At 51.5% G+C, this 17578-nt stretch carries 14 protein-coding genes; 6 read left to right on the top strand and 8 right to left on the bottom strand.

All coding sequences use genetic code 11. The features are described from left to right. Positions 1–200 precede the first annotated feature (200 nt). Positions 201–1148 carry a ribose-phosphate diphosphokinase gene (gene prs, locus OGX67_RS10140; RefSeq protein ID WP_001518537.1) on the top strand — a complete coding sequence of 316 codons (948 nt, stop codon included), beginning with the start codon at positions 201–203 and terminating at the stop codon, positions 1146–1148. A 124-nt stretch (positions 1149–1272) separates the two neighbouring features. Beyond that, positions 1273–2955, top strand: a complete 1683-nt coding sequence (dauA, locus tag OGX67_RS10135; protein ID WP_071697385.1) for a C4-dicarboxylic acid transporter DauA — start codon at positions 1273–1275, stop codon at positions 2953–2955. Between the two features lie 120 nt (positions 2956–3075). Here dauA and OGX67_RS10130 read toward each other — a convergent pair whose 3' ends face one another. Continuing rightward, on the bottom strand, positions 3076–4539 hold the full coding sequence (locus OGX67_RS10130; RefSeq protein WP_286526437.1) for a pyridoxal phosphate-dependent decarboxylase family protein: 1464 nt from the start codon (positions 4537–4539) through the stop codon (positions 3076–3078). A 15-nt stretch (positions 4540–4554) separates the two neighbouring features. Continuing rightward, positions 4555–5940: a diaminobutyrate--2-oxoglutarate transaminase gene (locus tag OGX67_RS10125; protein WP_003020802.1), complete on the bottom strand. Its 1386-nt coding sequence runs from the start codon at positions 5938–5940 to the stop codon at positions 4555–4557. A 608-nt stretch (positions 5941–6548) separates the two neighbouring features. On the opposite strand from OGX67_RS10125, the gene lysC reads away from it, so the two are divergent. Then, a complete protein-coding gene (lysC, locus tag OGX67_RS10120) occupies positions 6549–7910 on the top strand; it encodes a lysine-sensitive aspartokinase 3 (RefSeq protein WP_003020806.1) in 1362 nt (453 codons plus the stop codon). A 114-nt stretch (positions 7911–8024) separates the two neighbouring features. Here the strand turns inward: lysC and ychH are convergent, their stop codons facing one another. Next, the gene (gene ychH, locus OGX67_RS10115) at positions 8025–8306 is read right to left on the bottom strand and encodes a stress-induced protein YchH (protein WP_003020810.1); all 282 of its coding nucleotides are present in this window, start codon (positions 8304–8306) and stop codon (positions 8025–8027) included. Between the two features lie 274 nt (positions 8307–8580). On the opposite strand from ychH, the gene pth reads away from it, so the two are divergent. Together pth and ychF are read left to right on the top strand one after the other, a co-directional pair. Next, entirely contained in the window at positions 8581–9165 is a 585-nt protein-coding gene (pth, locus tag OGX67_RS10110) for an aminoacyl-tRNA hydrolase (RefSeq protein ID WP_003020814.1), read from the top strand. A 115-nt stretch (positions 9166–9280) separates the two neighbouring features. Beyond that, on the top strand, positions 9281–10375 hold the full coding sequence (gene ychF / locus OGX67_RS10105; RefSeq protein WP_003020818.1) for a redox-regulated ATPase YchF: 1095 nt from the start codon (positions 9281–9283) through the stop codon (positions 10373–10375). Positions 10376–10542: 167 nt separating this feature from the next. Here the strand turns inward: ychF and OGX67_RS10100 are convergent, their stop codons facing one another. The 5 genes from OGX67_RS10100 to OGX67_RS10080 all read right to left on the bottom strand — a co-directional run bounded on the left by OGX67_RS10100 (position 10543) and on the right by OGX67_RS10080 (position 15953). Continuing rightward, entirely contained in the window at positions 10543–10809 is a 267-nt protein-coding gene (locus OGX67_RS10100; protein ID WP_257651140.1) for a YkgJ family cysteine cluster protein, read from the bottom strand. Continuing rightward, entirely contained in the window at positions 10806–12377 is a 1572-nt protein-coding gene (locus OGX67_RS10095) for a cobalamin adenosyltransferase (protein WP_257651139.1), read from the bottom strand. Before OGX67_RS10095 ends, OGX67_RS10100 begins: the two co-directional genes overlap by 4 nt. A 46-nt stretch (positions 12378–12423) precedes the next feature. Next, positions 12424–13521, bottom strand: a complete 1098-nt coding sequence (locus OGX67_RS10090) for a chemotaxis protein (RefSeq protein WP_286526434.1) — start codon at positions 13519–13521, stop codon at positions 12424–12426. A gap of 38 nt (positions 13522–13559) precedes the next feature. Further along, positions 13560–14480: a helix-turn-helix transcriptional regulator gene (locus OGX67_RS10085; RefSeq protein WP_032949433.1), complete on the bottom strand. Its 921-nt coding sequence runs from the start codon at positions 14478–14480 to the stop codon at positions 13560–13562. Positions 14481–14957: 477 nt separating this feature from the next. Beyond that, positions 14958–15953, bottom strand: a complete 996-nt coding sequence (locus OGX67_RS10080) for a LacI family DNA-binding transcriptional regulator (protein WP_003020837.1) — start codon at positions 15951–15953, stop codon at positions 14958–14960. A 173-nt stretch (positions 15954–16126) separates the two neighbouring features. Here OGX67_RS10080 and OGX67_RS10075 point away from each other — a divergent pair, with 173 nt between their 5' ends. Then, complete coding sequence (locus OGX67_RS10075; protein WP_257651137.1) at positions 16127–17563, top strand: glycoside hydrolase family 32 protein; 1437 nt, start codon at positions 16127–16129, stop codon at positions 17561–17563. Positions 17564–17578: the final 15 nt, after the last annotated feature.

Genomic DNA, 17578 nt, shown 5'->3' with positions numbered 1-17578 from the left:
ATGTGAGGAATTGATGCCAGCGAACATGAAACACGAAGGATACCGAGTAAGCCGGGCAAGCTGAGTTGCGGTGACAACGTCACCCTGTTCCAGACGTTGCATCGCGCTCTTTAATACACCGCATGGAGAGGATACTGCCTGGCCCGCACAGTTTTCGGCAGATTCTTTCCACCAATGGACGCATGCCTGAGGTTCTTCTCGTGCCTGATATGAAGCTTTTTGCTGGTAACGCCACCCCGGAACTAGCACAACGTATTGCCAACCGCCTGTACACTTCACTCGGCGACGCCGCTGTAGGTCGCTTTAGCGACGGCGAAGTCAGCGTACAAATTAATGAAAATGTACGCGGTGGTGATATTTTCATCATCCAGTCCACTTGTGCCCCTACTAACGACAACCTGATGGAATTGGTCGTTATGGTTGATGCGCTGCGCCGTGCTTCCGCAGGCCGTATCACCGCCGTTATTCCTTACTTCGGCTATGCACGTCAGGATCGTCGCGTACGTTCCGCTCGTGTACCGATTACCGCTAAAGTCGTCGCTGATTTCCTGTCCAGCGTTGGCGTTGACCGCGTCCTCACCGTTGACCTGCATGCTGAACAGATCCAGGGCTTCTTCGATGTACCGGTTGATAACGTATTTGGTAGCCCGATCCTGTTAGAAGACATGCTGCAGCTGAACCTGGACAACCCGATTGTGGTTTCTCCGGATATCGGTGGCGTCGTGCGTGCCCGCGCTATCGCTAAACTGCTGAACGATACCGATATGGCTATCATCGACAAACGTCGCCCGCGTGCGAACGTTTCTCAGGTGATGCACATTATTGGTGACGTTGCAGGTCGTGACTGCGTACTGGTTGATGACATGATCGATACCGGCGGTACGCTGTGCAAAGCAGCAGAAGCACTGAAAGAACGTGGTGCAAAACGCGTATTTGCTTACGCAACCCACCCGATCTTCTCAGGTAATGCGGCAAACAACCTGCGCAACTCTGTTATTGATGAAGTCGTTGTCTGTGACACTATTCCACTAACTGACGAAATCAAAGCACTGCCAAACGTGCGTACATTGACCCTGTCGGGTATGCTGGCCGAAGCGATTCGTCGTATCAGCAACGAAGAATCCATCTCTGCTATGTTCGAGCATTAATCGAGCCCGGCTCAAAAACCCGCTGCGGCGGGTTTTTTTATCTGTAATATTTATTTGTATGACTTTTGCCTCCTTCACCTGCCATTCAGTTGACAGATGATGCGCCCATGGATGAAACATTATTGTGAACAGATTATTTTCCTCACATGTGATGCCTTTCCGCGCCCTCATCGACGCTTGTTGGAAAGAAAAATATACTGCTTCCCGCTTCACCCGCGACCTGATCGCCGGGATAACGGTCGGGATCATTGCCATTCCACTGGCGATGGCGCTGGCAATAGGCAGTGGCGTTGCTCCGCAGTACGGTCTGTATACCTCAGCCGTTGCTGGGATTGTTATCGCCCTTACCGGGGGCTCGCGCTTTAGCGTATCTGGCCCAACCGCCGCCTTCGTGGTGATTCTGTATCCGGTGTCGCAACAGTTTGGGCTGGCAGGCCTGCTGGTTGCCACGCTCATGTCCGGGATATTCCTGATCCTTTTCGGCCTCGCCCGCTTTGGTCGTTTGATCGAATATATTCCGGTCTCCGTGACGTTAGGTTTTACCTCAGGTATCGGTATCACCATCGGTACCATGCAGATTAAAGATTTTCTCGGCCTGCAAATGACCCACGTGCCAGAGCACTATTTGCAGAAGGTGGGCGCGCTATTTATGGCCTTGCCGACCATCAACGTGGGTGATGCCGCGATTGGCGTGGTGACACTGGGGATCCTGATTTTCTGGCCGCGTCTGGGTATCCGATTACCGGGCCACCTTCCCGCACTACTGGCAGGCTGTGCGGTAATGGGTATCGTGAACCTGACCGGCGGCCATGTCGCCACCATCGGATCTCAGTTCCACTATATTCTGGCTGACGGCTCGCAGGGCAATGGTATCCCACAGTTGCTGCCGCAACTGGTATTACCGTGGAATATGCCAGAGTCAAACTTTACTCTGAGCTGGAGCTCGTTACAGGCGCTGTTACCGGCAGCCTTCTCGATGGCAATGCTCGGGGCGATCGAATCTCTGCTGTGCGCCGTCGTACTTGATGGGATGACCGGCACCAAACACAAAGCTAACAGTGAGCTGATTGGTCAGGGACTGGGCAACATCGTCGCACCGTTCTTTGGCGGTATCACCGCCACGGCGGCAATTGCCCGTTCTGCGGCAAACGTCCGCGCGGGTGCAACCTCGCCAATCTCAGCGGTTATCCATGCGATTCTGGTGATCCTTGCCCTGCTGGTGCTTGCACCGTTGCTTTCCTGGTTACCGCTTTCCGCCATGGCCGCCCTTCTGCTAATGGTGGCATGGAACATGAGTGAAGCGCATAAAGTGGTGGATTTGCTGCGTCATGCGCCGAAAGACGACATCATCGTCATGCTGATGTGTATGTCGCTGACGGTGCTGTTCGATATGGTTATCGCCATCAGCGTCGGTATCGTTCTTGCATCTCTACTGTTTATGCGTCGTATTGCACGCATGACGCGTCTGGCGTCGGTCAACGTAGACGTACCGGACGATGTGCTGGTGTTGCGCGTCATTGGCCCGCTATTCTTTGCCGCGGCGGAAGGATTATTTACCGATCTCGAGTCGCGTATTGAAGGTAAGCGCATCGTAGTCTTGAAGTGGGACGCGGTCCCGGTACTGGATGCCGGTGGTCTGGACGCTTTCCAGCGCTTTGTGAAAAAGCTGCCTGAAGGCTGCGAGCTGCGGGTATCTAACCTGGAATTTCAGCCGCTGCGCACCATGGCGCGCGCGGGTATTCAGCCGATCCCCGGTCGTCTGGCATTCTTCCCGAATAAAGACGCCGCTTTAGCGGATATTAAATAGCAAAAAGGCTCCCGTGAATGGGAGCCTTTTTATTGCCGGATGCGGTTCGCTTATCCGGCCTACAAAACCCAAACATTGCACCGAACCCGTAGGCCCAGTAAACGCAGTGCCACCGGGCAATTACGCGTTTAAAATGCTCAATGCCGTTGCCTTCACGCTGGCCAGCAGGACTTTCACATCTTCCAGGCACACCGTCGGGTTCAGCAGCGTCAGCTTCAGGCAGGTGATGCCATCCGCTTCGGTCACGCCGACGTTGGCGCTACCTGAAGCCAGCAGCACGTCGCCAATACGCTGGTTCAGCAGCGCAACGAACGCTATATCGTCGCTTTCAGGACGGAAGCGGAACAGCACGCTTGCCAGCTGTGGTTCCATCACCAGTTCAAGATGCGACTGGGTTTTGACAAACTCAGCAACATCACGCGCCAGCGTTACGCCATTATCAATGATTTCGGCATACTGCTTTTTGCCCAGCGCTTCGAGGCCCATCCACAACTTCAGCGCATCGAAACGACGCGTGGTCTGCAGCGACTTCGATACCAGGTTTGGTACGCCAGCCTCTTCATCGAAATCAGAGTTCAGGTACGCCGCCTGGTAACGCATCAGCTCGTAGTGGCGTGCATCTTTTAACAGGAACGCACCGCAGCTGATGGTCTGGAAGAACTGTTTGTGGAAATCCAGTGTCACGGAATCTGCCAGCTCAAGGCCGTTGAGGAAGTGACGATACTGCTCAGAAAGCAGTAACGCCCCGCCCCATGCCGCATCCACGTGCATCCAGATCTGATGTTCTGCCGCCAGCGCCGCAATATCCGCTAACGGATCGATGGCGCCCGCATCTGTCGTGCCAGCCGTCGCGACAATGGCCATCACCTGCTCGCCGTTGGCTTTCGCCTGGACCAGCTTGTCTTTCAGGTCAGCCAGATCCATGCGTGAAAACGCATCGGTCTTCACCTGGGTGACGGAGCGATAGCCCAGCCCCATTAACGCCATGTTCTTCTGCACGGAGAAGTGCGCGCTTTCAGAGCAGAACACTTTAATTTTGCTCAGATCACCGGTCAGACCATCTTGCTGAATGGAATGTCCCAGGCGAGCAAAGAAGGCGTCGCGCGCCAGCATCAGGCCCATCAGGTTGCTCTGGGTGCCGCCGCTGGTGAACACGCCGGCATCGCCTGCCGCATAACCCACCTGCTCACGTAGCCATTCGATCAGTTTGATCTCAATGATCGTGGCCGACGGGCTTTGGTCCCAGGAGTCCATACTCTGGTTAGTGGCGTTGATCAGCACTTCCGCCGCCTGGCTAATCACCAGGCTTGGGCAGTGCAGGTGCGCCACGCACTGAGCATGGTGAACCAACAGGCTGTCTTTGAGAAAGTATTCAACCGCACGCTCAATAGCGGCCTGGTTGCCCAGGCCCTGAGACGTAAAATTCAGGTTGATACGTTCACGCAGTTGTTCAACGGTTTTGCCCTGATACATCTCAGGCTGCTTCAACCATTCAACGACCGCTTGCGTACTCTGCTCGATAGCGTCCTGATAGGCGGCGATGCTTTGCGCCGAGCCGGACAGAATCGGGTTTACGTCTGACATTCGATCCAACTCCGTTTAAACCGGCTTCACGCCAGCGCCCAGCAGGGCGTTTTCGAATTTATCGAGGAAAATTTCCAGCTCAGCGTTGGTGATCAGCAGAGACGGCAGCAGACGCAGCACGCAGCCGTTGCGGCCACCACGCTCCAGAATCAGCCCGTTTTCGAAGCATTTCTTCTGCAGCAACGCAGACAGCTCGCCATCAGCCGGGTAGCAACCCATATGATCCTGCGCTTCGTTCGGATTCACGATTTCCAGGCCGATCATCAGGCCCAGACCACGCACCTGGCCGATAACCGGGTAGCGTTTCTGCAGGTCAGTCAGTTTGCCTTTCAGCCACTCGCCCTGGGCGGCAACTTTATCGGCAATCTTGTCGTCTTTGAGGATCTTCAGCGTTGTCAGACCGGTCGCCATCGCCAGTTGGTTGCCGCGGAAGGTGCCAGTGTGGTGGCCCGGAGCCCACGCATCGAATTGCTTTTTAATGCCCAGTACCGCCAGTGGCAGACCGCCACCAACCGCTTTGGACATCACAATGATGTCTGGCTCAATGCCAGCGTGTTCGAAGGCGAACAGCTTACCGGTACGTGCGAAACCAGCCTGAACTTCATCGATGATCAGCAGAATGCCGTGTTCCTGAGTCACTTTACGAATGCGTTGCAGCCATTCGACCGGAGCAGGATTCACGCCACCTTCGCCCTGCACCGCTTCGAGGATTACGGCAGCCGGTTTACGCACGCCGCTTTCAACGTCGTTGATCAGGTTTTCGAAGTAGTAAGTTAATGCTTTGACGCCAGCGTCGCCGCCGATACCCAGCGGGCAACGGTACTGATGCGGATACGGCATAAACTGCACTTCCGCCATCATATTGCTGACCGCTTCTTTCGGTGACAGGTTGCCGGTCACGGACAGCGCGCCGTGGGTCATCCCGTGGTAGCCGCCGGAGAAACTAATGATGCTGGAACGGCCGGTCACTTTCTTCGCCAGCTTCAGCGCCGCTTCAACAGCATCTGCACCGGACGGACCGGTGAACTGCAGGCAATATTCTTTGCCCTGGCCCGGTAATAAGGACAGTAAATATGATGAGAATTCATCTTTTAATGGGGTAGTAAGATCAAGCGTATGTAACGGTAAGCCGCTTGTGATGACACTTTGAATGCTCTGCAGCACTTCAGGATGGTTATGACCAAGCGCCAGGGTTCCGGCACCTGCCAGGCAATCAAGATATTGATTATTTTCTACATCAGTAATCCAGACGCCCTGCGCTTTAGCGATTGCTAATGGCAGTTTACGTGGATAGCTGCGGACATTAGATTCAAACTCAGCCTGTCTTGCTAAAAAGGTATCATTGCTCTGTGGTAATGAATTAGCACTTAAAGTATCAATACGGACTTTATCCGTCATCATATCACTCCTACAACCAGGTGTAGATTAACGCCTGATTGAATAAATGGTTATAAGGATTACCTGTAAAAAAGCGCGGCTAATATATGTTGTTTTAGCTTAGGACTCAATCATTTATTTCCTTGCATCAGAAATAACAACTTTCCCCTTAAAAATCAAAGCACAAAGACCATCCGCCATTACTAAATCCTAAAGAAATATAGCTATTTAATTAACAATGTTGTCGCTAATTGCAACGCAGACAATGTAATAAAAACCATGAGATTTTCATTTTTTTATTATTTTTTTACACGTTTTTACCATTAATAATGTAGGCACTTTCTTGTTACGACATGATTTTTCACTTATTTGCCTACAAACCGAATAAAAAAGTCGATCCCTTAATATAAATCACTTAGTATGGCGCGCTTATTTGCAGGCTTTGTAAATAAAATTAATGCGCAGCACCCGGTAACGCGTACAGGCGACACTCGTTATCGACAACAGGTATACCCTGGGTTGTCAGCAGAAATGTTCGCGGGCGGACATTTCGTAAGGCGAACTTTGTTCCCTTATGCCGAGAATGAAAATTTTCTAGCCATACTTTTATGGCGCCCTGATATGAGATTGTTATGACTCGCATTTATCCACCATCCGTCGTTGCCAAATTTGGCGGCACCAGCGTCGCTGATTTTGATGCGATGAACCGAAGCGCCAGCATTGTCCTTGCTGATCAAGATGTCCGTTTAGTCGTTTTGTCTGCTTCAGCAGGCGTGACAAACTTACTGGTCGAGCTTTCTGAAGGTCTGGAAACGCATCAACAATTAGATAAGCTTGAGACTTTACGCGCCATCCAATACAACATTATTTCCCGCCTGAAGCAGCCTTCCGTTATCAGCACGGAAATCGATAATCTTCTCAACAATATACATCGTCTTGCACAAACGGCGATGGTTTCACCGTCTGATGCGTTAAGCGATGAATTAGTCAGCCATGGCGAGCTGATGTCCTCACTACTGTTTACTGAAGTCTTACGTGAACGGCAGGCCGAGGCCGAGTGGTTTGACGCCCGCTGCGTGATGCGTACTAACGCGAACTTCGGCTGCGCCGAACCCGAGCTTGGCACACTGCACCACCAGGTGGAGACTCACCTGCGCCCTCGTCTTGAGCAAGCGATTATGGTGACTCAGGGATTTATCGGGCGTGATGCCGCAGGACACACCACAACGCTTGGACGCGGCGGTAGTGATTATACGGCTACGCTTCTCGGTGAGGCGCTTCACGCCACACGCGTTGACATCTGGACCGACGTCGCAGGGATCTACACCACCGACCCACGCATTGCGCCGCGGGCCAAACGAATCGACCATATCTCATTTTCCGAGGCCAGCGATATGGCCGCCTACGGTGCGAAGGTCCTCCACCCGGCTACGCTACTCCCGGCAATGCGTAAAAGCATTCCGGTCTTTGTTGGCTCAAGTAAGGATACTGCCGCCGGAGGTACGTTGGTGCACAACACCACCGATAATCCACCTCGCTATCGTGCGCTCGCCGTGCGTCGTAAACAGACGCTGTTGCGGTTACACAGTCTGGAGAAGCAACCTTCCTGCTCTTTCCTGGCGCAGTCCTTCGCCATTTTGGCTCGCCACGCTGTCACGGTGGATTTGGTTACAACCTCAGAGAATAGTATTGCGCTGGCGCTGGACGCCACTCATGCAACCTCAGGTGAAGACCATGTGCTGACCACCGCATTGTTTACCGCATTATCCTCCCACTGTCGTGTAGAAGTGGAAACCGGGCTGGCGTTGGTCACTTTGGTGGGGAATCAACTCACACAGGCTGCGGGAGTTTGCAAAGACGTTTTTGCCTGGCTTGAAGAGCATACGGTACGAATGATTTGCCATGGAGCATCGAACGACAACCTGTGCATCCTGTTACCGGCTGACGATGCAGATAGCGCGATTAGAGCATTACATTACCGGTTATTCGAATAATTCTTCTCTTATTCTGTCGCATCCAGTTTAAGCAATGCTCATAAACAAGCAGAGCCCTGGTTTTATAACCGAGGCTCTTCATTCTGACCACCGCCCTCTCAACAGAGGGAGGATTTAGTTATGACGGTGATTGGTGTCACCACGACGACAGCGTTTGTCATAATGACGTACCCACCAGTAACGGTCACTGATTTGTTCGTGTCCACCCACTCTGGCACCTGCTAACCAGAGAATACCGCCAACAAAAATACTGAGCACCGCACCATGTGCGAAAAACTGCGGCAGATTAAATTGCGGCAACTGGTTTAAAATTGAATAACCCACACCCACAACCATTACCACCAACCCTAAAGCCATGAGCACGTTACCGAGTAGCGAAGCGTTTTTGCGTTTCATGTGTCACCTCCGGAACTTTGGGTTGTTACAGGGAATACCCCTAATCCTTATGTGTAAAGTATAGACAACACTGCCGTTCGCAAGTGCGGGAGCGATCACAATTACAAACACTCATGCAACAAAACTTTACAAATAAGCCACTGAACATACTCATTTTCTAATAGTCCATTTGTGCAATTATTCAGCTTTTGGCGATAAGCACGCAGTTTTTTGTCAAGCGCACCGTCAGACAGTAAACTACACGTCGTTTATCGAAACACTCAGGACAAAACACGTGGCGATTAAATTGATTGTCGGCCTGGCGAACCCCGGCGCAGAGTATGCGGCAACGCGACACAACGCAGGCGCATGGTATGTCGATCTACTGGCAGAGAGATTACGCGCCCCCCTGCGCGATGAGCCGAAATTCTTCGGTTACACCTCCCGAGTAACGCTTGAAGGTGAAGATGTCCGTCTGCTGGTACCGACCACATTTATGAATCTTAGCGGCAAGGCCGTCGGTGCGATGGCCAGTTTTTATCGTATTAACCCCGATGAAATTTTGGTCGCGCACGATGAATTAGACCTGCCTCCTGGCGTCGCCAAATTTAAGCTTGGCGGAGGCCATGGCGGACATAATGGCCTGAAAGACATCATTAGCAAATTAGGTAATAACCCCAACTTTCATCGTTTACGCGTTGGAATTGGCCATCCGGGCGATAAAAATAAAGTTGTCGGATTTGTTTTAGGCAAACCGCCTGTTTCAGAACAGAAGTTAATTGATGAAGCGATTGACGAAGCGGCACGTTGTACCGAGATTTTGTTCAAAGATGGCCTGACCAAAGCTACGAGCCGGTTACACACCTTTAAAGCGCAATAAGCAGTGATGTGCGGCATTTTTCTCGCGTGCTGTGTATAATAGGCAAAGTTATTTACATTTCTACAATCTGTTTTCCATAACAGGTTGAATATCAAAAGATTAAGGTGATTTAAACATGGGATTCAAATGCGGTATCGTCGGTTTGCCAAACGTAGGCAAATCCACCCTGTTCAACGCGCTCACAAAAGCGGGTATTGAAGCGGCAAACTTCCCGTTCTGTACTATCGAGCCGAACACGGGTGTTGTCCCGATGCCCGATCCGCGTCTGGATCAGCTGGCCGAAATCGTCAAACCACAGCGTATCCTGCCTACAACGATGGAATTCGTCGACATTGCCGGTCTGGTAAAAGGCGCGTCCAAAGGTGAAGGTCTGGGTAACCAATTCCTTACCAACATCCGCGAAACCGAAGCTATCGGCCACGTGGTGCGTTGCTTTGAAAACGACAACATCATCCACGTTAATAACAAAGTGGATCCGGCTGACGACATCGAGGTTATCAATACCGAGCTGGCGTTGTCCGACCTCGACACCTGTGAGCGCGCTATCCATCGTGTGCAGAAGAAGGCAAAAGGCGGCGACAAAGACGCGAAAGCGGAACTGGCTGCGCTGGAAAAATGCCTGCCACAGCTGGAAAACGCCGGCATGCTGCGCGCGCTAAAAACGCTGACTGACGAAGACAAAGCGGCCATCAAATACCTGAGCTTCCTGACCCTGAAGCCAACCATGTATATCGCTAACGTCAACGAAGACGGTTTTGAGAACAACCCGTACCTCGACAAAGTGCGCGAAATCGCGGCTGCCGAAGGTTCTGTTGTGGTTGCCGTTTGCGCTGCCGTTGAAGCTGACATCGCAGAACTAGATGATGCTGATCGTGAAGAATTCATGGCTGAAATGGGTCTGGAAGAGCCGGGCCTGAACCGCGTTATCCGTGCTGGTTACGAATTGCTGAACCTGCAGACCTACTTCACCGCTGGCGTGAAAGAAGTCCGTGCATGGACCATTCCTGTCGGTGCCACGGCTCCGCAGGCAGCCGGTAAAATCCATACCGACTTCGAGAAAGGCTTTATCCGCGCACAAACCATCGCGTTTGAAGATTTCATCACCTATAAAGGTGAGCAAGGTGCGAAAGAAGCTGGGAAAATGCGTGCCGAAGGTAAGGACTATATCGTCAAAGATGGCGATATCATGAACTTCCTGTTCAATGTCTAAATTTGTTGTCTCATGAGATCTCAACACATCTCATAAAAATCGCAAAAAGCTATAAAATCCACGCAATTGCGTGGATTTTTGTTTTCATTGCGTCTCAACTCATCTCGTCACAACACCGTCAAAAATGAGTACATATTGACACTGGCTCCTTCGTGAAGCAGACCGTCCTACAGTTTCTCCAGAATTAAACACGCTTCACGATTAAGCGTAATGAACTCCTGCCAGCTATATTGCTGTTGGTAGTTAAGCTGATACTGCTTCTCTACCTGGCAAATAAGCGGACGTGTTTCATAAATCGCACACAGCTTTGTCTCCATCTGATAGTGCTGACAAATGCCGTCACCGCGATCTAGAAATCGCGTTTCACTGGCGCGATCGACGTGGCGGCAACAAGCGCCGCACTGGTTACAGGGAAACGCGGGCGTTAGCGTCATAGCTTACTTAACCAGCTACGCACAGAGCGGGTATTCCCTGCTTCAAACGGTAGCGTAATATTACGGCGCTCAACCTCTGCACGCAGCAACAAACCGCGCTCAATTTCACTATTCACCGCGTTAAGATGCAGCGAGAAACGCGATAACGCAGACGTATCAATAGCAAACTCTAACGCCGAAAGCTCCAGTAGATAACGATCGAGTTCAACATTCACCTGCTGATAATACTCTAGTGCTTTTTGATACTTATCTTTAAACGTATCCAGAAACGCCCAGACCTTTTTCATCAATGCGCTGTGTTCCAGGAAGTAGTTCATTACCAGCGTCAGAATACCTGTCGCCAGCGCACCGCAGAACGCGGCCAGTTCCGGACCAAAAGGAAAGACGAGCATCTTGGCTAAAGCATCATTAACCACCACCCCAGCAGCCACGGCCACACCCGCAGCCACCAGCTTGCTCACCGCTTTAGCTAGCTGCCCCGGCGTTAACCCCTCAGGGTTAAAGACCATAACTTTAAAGGCCTGTACCAAATTGTTCCACATCTCACGAATCAGGCGCACCATCATCTTCTTAGTCGTAAAGAAGATATTGAAGAGCGTCGTCGTAATGCTGGAGAGCACGCCACCGATGGCACCGTCTTTAAAGGACGTCAGGAAAGTGCTGAATTTACCCTGCACTCGCTGCCAGACTGCGCGTAATGCCTCCGCCGCATCTTGCAGGAAGTCTCCGGCATCGAATGAACGACGATGCTTCTCAAACATCACGGGAATACGCTCGCGGAACTCAAACCAGGTCTCTGCCAGAACCAGCCCCAACATCTGCCGCGTTCCCATGCGAAATGCATTGTTCATTGTGGCGGTGGCGACATTCTTCGCAAACTTGCTGCTGGTGTAATATTCCCCATTGATCGTACCGTTGTATTTTGCCCGCGCCTTTTTGTCGGCCTCTTTCATCCGTTCAAAATCGGCGGCAGCTTTATTTTCCAGCTTATTCAGTTGTTTTTGCTCTTGCTCGGAAAGCGTTGGCTGGCTGCGCAAACGGGCAATTTCCTGCGTGGTCACAGCATGCTGTTCTTGTAGCGTTTGCACGAAGGCATCCATCGTTTTCGCCTTCTTCGCCTTATTCAGCGACTCATTCGTGAAGGTCAGATTTGATGAATCATTAGCCAGATCGGCACCATCGCATTCGGCAAGGATACGCCCTGGATCGTTGTGAATTTCATGGGCGGCAATAATATGGTCGAGGTTCTTTTTATCATTAGCCGCAAATTTCTCACCGGTGTAGGTATCGGTCAACGTACCGGCCTCGTGCGCCTTTTTTCCCGCCTGGTTGGTGGCAATGTAGTTTTCGTGGCTATGGTAATGATGAGAATCATACCCTTCACGTTGCTCGTACCGTTGACGCTCGGCATCGGTAGCATACACTCCCTCGCGAGCGTTATGAATGGTATTCACATCGCCGCCGTGTTTATCCTCCAGCAAGAAAAAATCCAACCCAAAAGAGGTGGTCAGACTCTTGACCACCGTCTGATGTAACTCTTCACCCCAGTCAAACCTGGCTGTGTTCATTGTGCTCGCCCATAGCAATGCCGGGCAGATTCGCCCGGCGAGTCGATTAAATACGAGAAGAAAATGCGTCAAACTCAGAAGCAGAAGCCGCCAGTTTTTCGTCCAGAATCTCTTTGTTCAGCAGGTTCATACCATTGCTGTCGGTCTGCAGTTGGATCACCCCATCTTCGATAATGGCTTCACCGTTTTCCTGCGTCACCGGCTTGAACAGCGGCGTGGTGATCACGTCGGTCATGATGGCGGCTAATTCATAACCATGGTCGATAATCGCCATGATCTCTTCCGACTCACTAATCTCGGTAGTGATATTCTTCTCATGACGTTCAACAATGATGGCATGCATCGCTTTCAGCGGCTCAAAGTAATGCTGAATAAAGACGCTATGCATACGGGTTATTGATTCATAAATGCTATTTACATACTGCTGCACCTTCGTCAGCTGCGCTTCAGCCGCATTCATTTTTTCCACCGCCGCGGTCACTTCACGGGAGCTTTGATAAGCATTGTTAAGCGCCTTTTCGGCATGGCTATCGTAAGCCCAGCCCGCAATAGCAATCAGCGGAGCCACCACTGCACCGCCAAGCACCATCGCGCCGCCCGCCATCCCCCAACCACCTGCGGCCAGGGAACCACCACCAATCGCCGCCATTGTGGCGTTATACGCCGCCGCACCAGACAGGGCGGCGATCGGCGTACCGGTAGAAGCTGCGGCAAACGCCATCACGCCGCTGTACACGGCAAAACCAGCGGCAGCACCAGAAACCCCGGCTCCGACGACCGTCGTCAGGTATTCCGTGGCGGAAATCGCCAGATTCTGAATTTTATTGATGTTATGCTGTGGTACCTTCAGACGAAGATCTTTATGCCCATCTATCGCCATACGCGCCAGCAGATCGTCGGCAATCGTTTTAAACTCATTGAAATCTTTACCGATTTCCAGCTCTTTTTCACCCAGTTCGGCCAGTTTTTTCGACGTTGTTTCATTTGCCAGATCAAAGCTCTCTTTATGCTTATCAAAGCGACGCTGCGCGCGATCTAATACATCATCAGCTTCCGATTTTTTCTGATAGCCATCATAAGCTTTTTTGCCGCCAAACGCCGTTGCCGCTGCCGCGACGCCCAGAATAATGAATGGTAATGCCATAGATAATAATCTCCTGTGCAATAAGTCGTTGTTACCCGCTACGCATCACATTCCTGAACAGGAACTGAGTCGCGATCGCCAGTGATGTAGTTATGCAGTAAGTTGATGACCGTTTTTTTCAACCATTCTGGTTCCAGAATTTCTATATTCGGTAACCAGAATAGAATTAGTGGAATAATTTGATTCTCATGTGCTGCCTTGCAAAGCAAAGTCACGCCATCATTCTCTTCGCGAATCAATTCTTGCTGAGGCAGTAAGTCTCGTCTTAAGAAGTAGCCAGCAATACTGTGTTTAATACGCACCCGCACCTCAAACGTCTCTTCACTCACCCAAGGATCGCGATGCTCATCAATTAATGACAGTGTGGGTGTATCGACAGCAAAATGCTCTTTCCGGATATCCAACCACCGAATTTTACTTAACGAAAAAGACTTTAGTTTCCCGTCCTCAGTCGCCTGCAGATACCAAATATTTTTCTGGTTAGCTAATTTATAAGGATGAACGGTGCGCGTTTTGTCTTTATATAAAATATGACAGACGCTGTTTTTCTGAATCGCTTTTTCTAATAAGTTAAAATACTTTCGCAAATCATTTCTGACTGAATGCTCAGGACGACCAAACTGAACTCTAACATGCTGTTCTGCAGCTCTTTTCTCTAAGCTAAGCCAAAAATCCTCATCTCTGTCAGGAAAAACCGCGTCGGCGTCCAGCAGCTTTGCCAGTGGATCATGAAGGGCATAGGCGCTATTATTCTGCGCTCGAATCGGTATCAATCGATACTCTCCGCCACCACACCCCTCAATAAAGGAGGAAAGCATATTAAGATCACGATAGACCGTTCGTTCAGTGATATTAAATTTCTTCATCAACTGATAGCGATTCACAACGCCACAAGTTTGTAGCTCTATTAGGATATCGACTAAACGTTCTGCTGAGCAACTCCTTGCTGAATCAGCCATAAGCACCTACTTTTCTGTTTTCCTGACATGAATTATATATAAAATGCTGACATATCCTGTCAGTGTATCGGCACGTTGATCATTTTTTTTAGAGAAATCGGCAATTTATTTGACCGTTAGTCGCATTGGGCAATTTTTAGGGGCAAAAAGCTCTCCTCGTCAAGAGTAACTACCAGAGATATACAGCCAAAAGACCGCCTGCATACATACTCAACAAACTGGCTAACGGCTATCTCTTCCACTAAGCCAAATTTACAATGTGTTGATACGTTAACATTAATAAATAACGGTTATTTTATTGAAACCCAAAATTTCGGCGAGCGTTTAATACACGACCCAACTTTGAGCCTTGTGCGCTAAACAGTGACTTAACAGTACCTCCACGTTTCAGCTTTGTAACATCCACCAGCAAATTAGCGATTCCCTCCACATAATGCACTCATTCCTCCGGTTGATGAAAGGAAGCGGTTGGGTTAATCATATTGAGGCGCGCGGAAGCCAGGGGCTGTCTACCCGCACGGTATCGCGGTGATCGAGCCCCTGGATAAGATGCAGTGCACTGAGACGGCCAATTTCATAATGCGGCAGCTGTACTGTGGATAGCGGCGGCAAAAACAGCTCGCCGGTGCCTACCATGTTGTCATAGCCCAGTACGGCAACATCCTGCGGAATGCGCAGCCCTCGCCCCAGCAAGACCTGGTAGATAACAAAAGCCACGCGGTCGTTACCGCATACCACCGCATCAAACATCGGACGCGTGCCACTCAGGTAATGCCCGGCAATCTCCGCCGCATCAATATGGTGACTCTCGCCCGCCGGAAGATAGTGGTGGAACATGGCATCAGGGTCTACGCCCGCTTCACGACAGGCGCGCTCCATTCCCGCCCGGCGGCGATCGGTGGCCACAATCCCTTTTGGCAGGTGTATGCACAGCAGCCGACGATAGCCTGCGGCCAACAGCGCTTTCACGCCAAGATATTGCCCTTGCTCATCATCAGGAATATAGGTGGGAAAAGGGCCACTGATGCTTTCGCAGTTCGCCAGCACGCAGCGATACTTATGCAGCTTTTCCGGCACCGGAACCTGACGCAGCCCCATCGCGGTGTAGATAATGCCGTCAGGGCGATGCGCCAGCAGCAGATCCACCATTTTCTCTGGCTGGTCATTGCTGAACATATTCACCACAAAGCTATTCCAACCGTGCGCCCGCGCGGTCTCTTCGATAGAGAGCGTTATCTCCACGGAAAACGGCGTGGTCATGGTGTCCAGCGCTAACACCCCGATAGTGTTAGCCGTGGTTTTCGCGCCACGAATTTTTTTCGCGGAGAGATCGGAGACATACCCCAGCGCATCTACCGCTTCCATCACCTTTTTATAGGTTTCTGGCCGCAGTCGTTCGGGCTCGTTAATCGCTCGCGATACGGTCATTAACGAGACGTTAGCCCGTTGCGCCACATCCTTTAAAGATGCCATACCCTCTCCTTTGACGGCGTTCACCCTTCCGGGTCTGAAAATGCGATCTTGATAACACCCGCAAAATGTTAACGTTAACTTTTGTGATTAACATCGATATTACCATCAATTCCGCGAGAAAACCGAGAATGTTAACGTTATCTTTTGCTCAATTCACTGACAGGGACAAGCAAATGACAGCATTACTCGCCGCGGCCAACGAGGCCCTAAACCAGCAAAAAGATCGTATCAATCCGCGCTGGTATCCGCGCTATCACCTCGCCCCTCCGGCGGGCTGGATGAATGACCCTAACGGCCTGTCCTGGTTCGATGGTTACTACCATGCGTTCTATCAGCACTATCCGTGGCAACCGGTCTGGGGGCCAATGCACTGGGGCCATGCGCGCAGCCGCGACATGGTGAACTGGGAGCACTTACCCATCGCACTGGCACCAGAAGGGCCGGAAGATAAAGACGGCTGTTTTTCCGGTTCAGCGGTGGTTGACGGCAATAAACTGGCCCTGATCTACACCGGGCACAAATTCGACGGCGAAGCGAAAGAGGAAAACCTGTATCAGGTACAGTGCCTGGCTACCAGCACCGACGGGATTCACTTTGAACGCCAGGGCATGATTCTGAATACCCCGCGAGGCGTACACCATTTTCGCGATCCGAAAGTCTGGCAAGAGGGAGACCGCTGGTACATGGTGGTGGGTGCCCGGGTCGACGACGTCGGAGAAGTACAGCTCTATCGCTCGCAGGATCTGCAGCACTGGCAGTTTGCCAGTACGCTCGCCCAGGCCGATGACGGCATGGGCTACATGTGGGAGTGCCCGGACCTCTTCCCGCTGGACAATAAACTCGTCTTCATGTTCTCGCCGCAGGGCATCGCCGCGGACGGATACGATTACCGTAACCTGTTCCAGAGCGGCTATATGGTCGGCGAATGGCAGGATGACCATCAGTTCCACGTTACCCAACCCTTCCAGGAGATGGATCACGGGCATGATTTTTACGCCCCTCAATCATTTATCACTCCGGACGGTCGCCGCGTGGTGATCGGTTGGCTATCCATGTGGGAGTCGCCGATGCCAGAACAGGCCGACGGCTGGGCGGGCATGCTTACTCTTCCCCGGGAAGTGACGCTCGATGCAGATCTGCGGCTGCGCATGAACCCGGTCAAAGAGCTGGAGGCATTACGCGGTCAGCTTCATGTCTGGCCGGTCAGTGACCTGAACAATCGCACCCTGATGGTAGAAGAACAGGCGCATGCTCTCGAAGTCGAACTGAGCCTCGATATCGCCCGCAGCCATGCTGAACAGTATGGCATCGCGCTGGGTGACGGGCTGCGCGTCTTCGTCGATACCCAGGCACAGCGTCTGGTGCTTGAACGCCGCTATCCGCAACACGGCCTCTCGGGCTGCCGTAGCATACCGCTGCCCGCCAATGATGTGCTGGACCTACGTCTATTTATCGATAGTTCGTCGGTAGAAGTCTTTGTTAATCACGGCGAGTACACCCTCAGCAGCCGTATTTATCCTGAACCGGACGATCGCCAACTGACCTTATTTAGCCAGAACGGACACGCCATTTTTAATAACGGGCATGCCTGGCCGCTCGCCGCCAATTAAACACCCGTCTCACTG

The sequence above is a fragment of the Citrobacter sp. Cf118 genome (genome assembly GCF_030334095.1).
In the GTDB taxonomy this organism is placed as follows: Bacteria; Pseudomonadota; Gammaproteobacteria; order Enterobacterales; family Enterobacteriaceae; genus Citrobacter; species Citrobacter freundii.
This window is presented reverse-complemented; position numbering and strand designations above follow the sequence as displayed.

What these genes read in the sequence shown, in the direction of transcription:
- OGX67_RS10130 (WP_286526437.1), bottom strand. Translation starts at nt 4,539, where the DNA reads ATGTCAGACGTAAACCCGATTCTGTCCGGCTCGGCGCAAAGCATCGCC.
- OGX67_RS10125 (WP_003020802.1), bottom strand. Translation starts at nt 5,940, where the DNA reads ATGATGACGGATAAAGTCCGTATTGATACTTTAAGTGCTAATTCATTA.
- lysC (WP_003020806.1), top strand. Translation starts at nt 6,549, where the DNA reads ATGACTCGCATTTATCCACCATCCGTCGTTGCCAAATTTGGCGGCACC.
- ychH (WP_003020810.1), bottom strand. Translation starts at nt 8,306, where the DNA reads ATGAAACGCAAAAACGCTTCGCTACTCGGTAACGTGCTCATGGCTTTA.
- ychF (WP_003020818.1), top strand. Translation starts at nt 9,281, where the DNA reads ATGGGATTCAAATGCGGTATCGTCGGTTTGCCAAACGTAGGCAAATCC.
- OGX67_RS10100 (WP_257651140.1), bottom strand. Translation starts at nt 10,809, where the DNA reads ATGACGCTAACGCCCGCGTTTCCCTGTAACCAGTGCGGCGCTTGTTGC.
- OGX67_RS10095 (WP_257651139.1), bottom strand. Translation starts at nt 12,377, where the DNA reads ATGAACACAGCCAGGTTTGACTGGGGTGAAGAGTTACATCAGACGGTG.
- OGX67_RS10090 (WP_286526434.1), bottom strand. Translation starts at nt 13,521, where the DNA reads ATGGCATTACCATTCATTATTCTGGGCGTCGCGGCAGCGGCAACGGCG.
- OGX67_RS10085 (WP_032949433.1), bottom strand. Translation starts at nt 14,480, where the DNA reads ATGGCTGATTCAGCAAGGAGTTGCTCAGCAGAACGTTTAGTCGATATC.
- OGX67_RS10080 (WP_003020837.1), bottom strand. Translation starts at nt 15,953, where the DNA reads ATGGCATCTTTAAAGGATGTGGCGCAACGGGCTAACGTCTCGTTAATG.
- OGX67_RS10075 (WP_257651137.1), top strand. Translation starts at nt 16,127, where the DNA reads ATGACAGCATTACTCGCCGCGGCCAACGAGGCCCTAAACCAGCAAAAA.